6 protein-coding genes are annotated in these 6,621 nt (G+C 43.5%); 4 read left to right on the top strand and 2 right to left on the bottom strand.

Annotated elements, in window-relative coordinates:
* Both QZT69_RS11745 and QZT69_RS11740 read right to left on the bottom strand, forming a co-directional pair.
* A partial coding sequence (locus QZT69_RS11745; protein WP_294674320.1) for an FAD-dependent oxidoreductase occupies positions 1–270 on the bottom strand: 270 nt, incomplete at its 3' end.
* Positions 271–418: 148 nt separating this feature from the next.
* Complete coding sequence (locus QZT69_RS11740) at positions 419–1,312, bottom strand: LysR family transcriptional regulator (protein WP_294674319.1); 894 nt, start codon at positions 1,310–1,312, stop codon at positions 419–421.
* Between the two features lie 87 nt (positions 1,313–1,399).
* On the opposite strand from QZT69_RS11740, the gene QZT69_RS11735 reads away from it, so the two are divergent.
* From QZT69_RS11735 to QZT69_RS11720, 4 genes are read left to right on the top strand one after another with little or no spacing between them, the layout of a single operon-like run.
* Complete coding sequence (locus QZT69_RS11735; protein ID WP_294674318.1) at positions 1,400–2,932, top strand: proton-conducting transporter membrane subunit; 1,533 nt, start codon at positions 1,400–1,402, stop codon at positions 2,930–2,932.
* Positions 2,933–2,959: 27 nt separating this feature from the next.
* Entirely contained in the window at positions 2,960–5,446 is a 2,487-nt protein-coding gene (locus tag QZT69_RS11730) for a YbcC family protein (protein WP_294674317.1), read from the top strand.
* A 21-nt stretch (positions 5,447–5,467) separates the two neighbouring features.
* A complete protein-coding gene (locus tag QZT69_RS11725) occupies positions 5,468–5,767 on the top strand; it encodes a hypothetical protein (protein WP_294674314.1) in 300 nt (99 codons plus the stop codon).
* A gap of 5 nt (positions 5,768–5,772) precedes the next feature.
* Entirely contained in the window at positions 5,773–6,621 is an 849-nt protein-coding gene (locus tag QZT69_RS11720; protein WP_294674312.1) for a DUF6671 family protein, read from the top strand.

The following is a 6,621-nucleotide window of genomic DNA, read 5'->3' as shown; positions in this document are numbered from 1 at the left end:
CTCTTCCTTACGGGCAATCATTTGTGTAATATCTGCTTCTACATTGTCAACTTTGATTCCGTGAGTTGCAAAGTTGTGCTTTGCATTGAAAAAATGCTCGGAAGAGTCCAACAAAGCTTTCGAAGGAATACATCCAACATTTAAGCAAGTTCCTCCCAGAGTTGGGTATTTTTCGATCAAAGCAGTATTCAATCCTAATTGTGCACAGCGAAGAGCAGCTACATATCCACCAGGACCGGAACCGATAATCGCAACATCAAACGTACTCATAGTTTCAATTTCTAAAATGTGGGATAAAGGTAAGTATTAATTGAAAATGCGAAATGCAAAATGCAAAAGAAAGTGCATGTAATCACTAAAGTCAACCCGGATTTCAAAGCTTGGCTTTATTACCGAAGCACACTCCTGAAAACGTGGATTAAAATTCACTGTACCAGTTAAAATGCTTTTCAAGGATTTGTTCTTTTTCTGATCTTAAAAACTGCAGGTACGCCTGAGAAACAGCCGACATTTTTTTATTTTTCAGCCAAATAAGTCGCCATTTGGTTTCCATCGGAAGCCCTTCCTTTTTAATGATTCTCAAGCTCCCGTTGAGGAGTTCATTTTTTATCCCGATAAGAGGCAGAATTGAATTCCCCAACCCGGCTAACACAGCCTGTTTCACAGCCTCATTGGATGTAAGCTCGATTTTCTTTCGCTTTAAGCCTTTCATGTCTTTGAAATAACTTTCCATTTCAAAACGGGTAGCTGACCCCTTTTCCCGGTATATCAATGTTTCAGAAAGCCCGTTTTCCTCACTTCCCCCAACCAGGTACAACTTGTTTTCAACCAGTATTTCCTCCTCTACTTCCAGGTCATCCGGCAAAATGGAAACCAAAGCAAAGTCAATCTCATTATTTTTTAGACTTTCAATCACCCGCGATTTATTCGTCACATCCAGCAACAAGTCAACACTGTGATTCCTATTCAGGAACTCCGAAAGAAAAAAAGGAATCACATATTTTCCGGTTGATGCAGAGGAAATTTTTAACCGTCCTGAAAGTTGGCCTTCATATTCCTTGGTACGGAATTTCAACTGGTTCATTTCTTCGGTGATTCTTCCCGCCAATTCTGCAATCTCAAAGCCAAAATCTGTAATATACAACTTCCTTCCTATCACCTCTGTAAGTGGAAATTTGAACTGATCCTGGAAATTTTTTAGCTGGATTGAAACAGCTGGCTGCGTCATATAAAGCTCTTCCGACGCCTTGGTAATGCTTTGTGTTTCAACCACCTTCAAAAAGATATTCAACTGGTTAATGGTGTAATTCATAAAAATAATTTATGTAAATCATATCAAATATATATAAAAATATATGAACTAAAGCCTCTTACTTTGTCCCAACCAAAACAAAAAAATATGGCGAACAGTTTTCTTTTACTTCCTTTTCTGATTATTCCTGCACTCCAGGTCCTGGGAGCATTAATTCCCCGTTTTCATCATCGGGTCCATCAATTAAACTTTCTTAACCTGATGTTGTCTCTGTATGGAATTATCCTGTTAACAAGTATTCCCTCCATGTCTCTGGATATCTTCACTTTCGAAGGACTGGGCATAAGTGTAAGAATTGACCGGTTGAATGTGGTGTTGCTAACCATGATCTCAATTATCGGACTGGTTGTTTCCCGGTTCAGTAATTCCTACCTGGATGGAAATCCAAGGAAATCGTACTTCATAGCTACCATTTCCGGCATCATAGGAAGTGTGCAGCTTTTTGTCCTCTCCGGGAACATCGCACTTCTCTTCCTGTCCTGGGTCGCAACAAGTTTATTCCTTCAAAAACTGCTGCATTTTCATTCGGAAAGAGAAAAAGCACGTCTGGCAGCCCGGAAAAAATTCATCCTTGCAAGACTAGGTGACTTCACCTTGCTTTGCTCCCTTTCAATGCTTTTTTACACCTTTAAAACCGGAGATTTGAACACCATCTTCAAACAACTGCAGGAAACGGGAACTGCATCGGGAACACTTACAGCCGCAGCCATTTTCCTGGCAGCAACAGCAATCCTAAAATCCGCTCAAATGCCGTTTCATGGGTGGTTGATCGAAGTAACGGAATCTCCTACCCCGGTATCTGCGCTGCTTCACGCCGGACTTATCAATTCAGGACCTTACCTAATCATTCGTTTCGCTGCATTGATACAGGTTTCGGAAAGCACCCAACTGGTTCTTTTCACTGTCGGGATAATTACTGCACTATTCGGATCGTTTGTATTCATTTACCAGCCCGCTGTCAAAAACTCCCTCGCATATTCAAGTGTTGCACATATGGGATTCACCATTTTACTTTGCGGAATCGGAGCCTATTCAGCCGCCCTGCTTCACCTTACCGCACACTCATTCTATAAAGCACACGCCTTCCTTTCTTCCGGAAGCGAAGTCGAGCGAATGACAGATCCTTTCAGTCAAACACCGAAAAAGAATCACTTGGCAGGCGCTTTCGGATTTATAATTTCATTTATCCTAGGAATGTCCATCGGCTACCTCATAGAAACTTACCTGATACCTATCCCGTTTGTATTCTCCGTGTTGTACATATTAGTATGCACAGCCATTTCTTCCATGATCTCCAAATCACTGACGGCAGGTAATCTTCCGGGAGCCTGGCTCCGAATAACTTCCCTGGGTATCCTCTCGCTGGTTTCACTCGTTGGATTTGAATTACTTTTTCACCAACTGGTTTCATCGCAAATCTCAGAACTCAGCAACCCTTCCGGGGTGATCCGCTATGCAGCAATAGGCATGCTAACCATTTTCAGTATCCTGATCGTATCCAGAACCTTTATCAGCAGTTACTTCCTTCAAATGCTGCGATACAAATTAAGTGTACATCTGATGAACGGTCTCTATCTGAACTTATTAATCAATAACCTGATGGGTGCCCATAAAAAATAATTCATGAAGCTCTTTAAATCAATGAACATGCAAAAAGAATCAACAGCAACTCCAACAACTTTCGTCTATTCCGCGTTACAAACACGGGAAAAAGTCAAAAAACTCATTGCTCCGGCGTGGCCGCTCAAAGACTCTGTGGCAGTTAATCCGTTTCACGGTTATACAGACTCTCCATTCGACAAAGCTGCGCACCTGTTCAAAAACCTGGCAGGGATCGAGCTCTATATGCCGCTTTCATTCTACCGAAACCTATTTTCAGAGAAAAAAATACTGGAAAGCGATATCCGGGAAGCGATAAAAGCTTCAGGGAATTCCTTTTTAACAGTAGAACAACTGCTGAACGAGATACAATCTTCGGAAGAAATCACCCCGGCTTCCCCGGCAATTGTAACCATTACTGACATGGCCGAGAAACTCAGTCGAATCAAATTGAATGACTTTTTCATCGAAACCATTTCGACCTGGGCCGCTTCACACTTCGGAAAAAATGGGAAAACCGATCAGGAATCTCCCAAAAATCTCTTTCAGGCCTGGAAGATTTATGCTTCAACAGATTATTCAACCCGGTTGATCGGTATCCCGAATTTCAAACGTCATCTACACGAAATCCCGGACGATTCAGAGAAAGCTTTCAACTATATAACCAATGAACTCAAACTCGATGAAGAACAATTGACCTGGTACCTGTTAAGATTGTCTTACCAATTAACCGGATGGTCGGCAATTATGTCCGGAATGGACTGGAACGGCAGGCTATATGGCGGAAAAACCGATTCCTTCGATCAATTCATCACCATTCTTCTGAGTTGGGATTTCTGCTTGCTGAGAGCCTACCAACAACTGGGGGTAGATGAACTCTGGAGACAGAAAAACCAGTATGCCGTACAAAAACTTTTACTGGAAAATCCGGAAGGTTCGTTCCGGACACAAAGCATTTTGCAGCATGCTTTTGAACTTGCCGGCCAGCGTGAATTACGAAAAAAGTTTGCCGCCAATCAGACATCAAATACCTGGAAAAAACCGCTCGCACAGACTGTATTTTGCATCGATGTGCGGTCAGAAGTTTACCGACGAAACCTGGAGTCTGCAGATCCGGAGATTCAAACCATCGGCTTCGCAGGATTCTTCGGATTCCCAATCAAATACCAGGCAGCAGGAGCAACAAACCCAGTGAATCAATGCCCGGTGCTGCTGCCTTCGGGGCCACTGGTGAAAGAAACGGCCAATCAAACAGTTTGGGAGAAACTAAACACAAAAAGAAACGTCGATACCCAGACAAAAGAAACCGTGAAAGGATTCAAATCAGGCGCCATCAGTTCTTTCGGTTTTGTAAGTTCGCTGGGATTGTTCTTCCTTCCAAAGCTCGTGAGCGACTCCTTCCGCCTGACACGTATAATCTCCAAAGCTGCTCAGAGAGGCTACCGCGAAAATTACCTCGTTCAACGCCAGATAGACCTCTCCGATTTCCCATTTGAAGACCAGGTGAACATGGCGCTGGCAACCCTAAACACAACCGGGTTAAGCAAGCGGTTCGCTTCCATGGTATTGTTTGTGGGACATGGCTCTTCTTCGGTAAACAATCCGCATGCAGCAGGACTGGAATGCGGGGCCTGCGGCGGACATTCTGGAGATATTAACGCCCTCGTAGCTGCAAATATCTGCAACAATCCGGAAGTCCGAAAAGCATTGAGATCAAAAGGAGTGGAAATTCCGGAAGAGACTATTTTCCTGGCCGGACTTCATGATACAACCACCGATCAGATCTCGATCCTGAATGCACAACTGGTAACAGACTCACACCGGAATGAATTCAACAGATTAACTGAAAAACTTACACTTGCTTCGGAATTGACGCGCAAAGAACGAAGTTATCGACTGACTTCTCCGCTTGAACAAAGCGCCAAAAACCTCCCGGATCGCAGCAAAGACTGGGCCCAGGTAAGGCCGGAGTGGGGACTGGCAGGATGTAACTCCTTTGTAATCGCACCCAGAGACAAAACTAAAAATCTGAACCTGGAGGGAAAAACATTCCTGCATGACTATCATTTCCGGGAAGATCACGATCTCAAAATACTCGAAACAATTGTCACTGCACCAATGATCGTTACAACCTGGATCAACTTACAATATTACGCCAGCACAGTAGACAACAAGCGATTCGGGGCAGGAGACAAAACCATTCACAATGTTACGGCGGGAATCGGCGTACTTGAGGGATCATCCGGTGATTTACGAATAGGATTACCCCTGCAATCCGTTCATACAGGAATCGATTTCGAGCACCTTCCTCAACGCTTGAACGTTTTCATCGATGCTCCGGTCGAAGCGATCAACAAAATCCTTGCAAAACACCCCTCAGTGAGAAACCTGTTCGACAACAAATGGATTCATCTTTTCCGACTAGACAACGCAGGTACAGTCAGCGAACAGTATGTTTCGAAGCTTCAATGGAAATCATTCATCAATAAACAAACCTTCACGGAAGAGATTCCTGTATTATCATCAGCAGAATAACCCATTATATAATCCATATCTATGAAAACAAAAAACATCACCATTGCAGAAAAAGGAGTGGCATTGGAAGAAGCCGGACACTTTTTACTAAAGTTCTTCGAACAGCAGATAAACACTTACAACGAACAACAGATGATTGCCTGGGAAAGGAATCATTTCATCTCAAAAGAAGAAAGCAATGCAAAAATGGCGCATTTGAAAAAACAAAAAGAGGAACTCAAACAACTCCTTGCCGATTCTGACAAATCCAATAAAGTCGATTTCACGCTATCAATCGGCATAGTCGTTCAAGAAACAAATTCCTTGAATACACATGCCTGAATACAGTGGGAACAACACTATTTAAGAACCGCATCCTGGCAATTGCCACCATGCACGGAAAAGAAACGGTCATACAGCCAATCATGGAGAAAAGCCTGCAGGTAAACTGCAGGCTTGTTCCGGGTATCAATACCGATGTACTCGGAACCTTTTCCGGTGAAATCGAACGAAAACAAGACCCACTTGGCACACTGCGTTTAAAATGCGAACTGGCTTTTGATCTTTCGGGAGCCGATTTAGTAATTGCCAATGAGGGTTCGTTCGGACAGCATCCTCATTTATTTTTCGCCAAAGCCAACGAAGAACTGGTCATACTCCAAGACCGTAGGAACCAGCTGGAAATTGTAGCAAGTTATCTCACTACCGACACCAATTTTGACGCTACGGAGATAACCACCGAAAACGAAGCTCTTGAATTCGCAAACAGAGCTCTCTTTCCCTCCCACGGCTTAATTCTTAAGGGACAACAACATGCAAATACGTGCATTGAAAAAGGAATCACGCAACAAGAGCACTTACTCACCAGCGTCAGGAAATATTTACAGACCAACGGTAAGTTATGGATTGAAACAGATATGAGAGCGCTTTACAATCCTACCCGAATGCTTGCGATTCAGCAGGCTACTCAAAACCTTGTCCGCAAACTCGAAAGTGAATGCCCATCCTGCGGCTATCCCGGTTTCTGGATTTCAAAGGTAAAAGGCGGTTTGCCGTGTGCTCAATGCGGGACAGCTACCCGGTCAACTTCGGCACATATCTACCATTGTACAAACTGCTCGCACGAGAAAATAGTCGAATTCCCTCATTCCAAACGCTTCGAGGATCCCATGTATTGCGACATTTGTAATCCTTAG

This window comes from uncultured Fluviicola sp. (genome assembly GCF_902168135.1).
Lineage (GTDB): Bacteria > Bacteroidota > Bacteroidia > Flavobacteriales_D > Crocinitomicaceae > Fluviicola.
This window is presented reverse-complemented; position numbering and strand designations above follow the sequence as displayed.

Coding starts and splice junctions, on each gene's coding strand:
- QZT69_RS11740 (WP_294674319.1), bottom strand. CDS start 1,312: ATGAATTACACCATTAACCAGTTGAATATCTTTTTGAAGGTGGTTGAA.
- QZT69_RS11735 (WP_294674318.1), top strand. CDS start 1,400: ATGGCGAACAGTTTTCTTTTACTTCCTTTTCTGATTATTCCTGCACTC.
- QZT69_RS11730 (WP_294674317.1), top strand. CDS start 2,960: ATGCAAAAAGAATCAACAGCAACTCCAACAACTTTCGTCTATTCCGCG.
- QZT69_RS11725 (WP_294674314.1), top strand. CDS start 5,468: ATGAAAACAAAAAACATCACCATTGCAGAAAAAGGAGTGGCATTGGAA.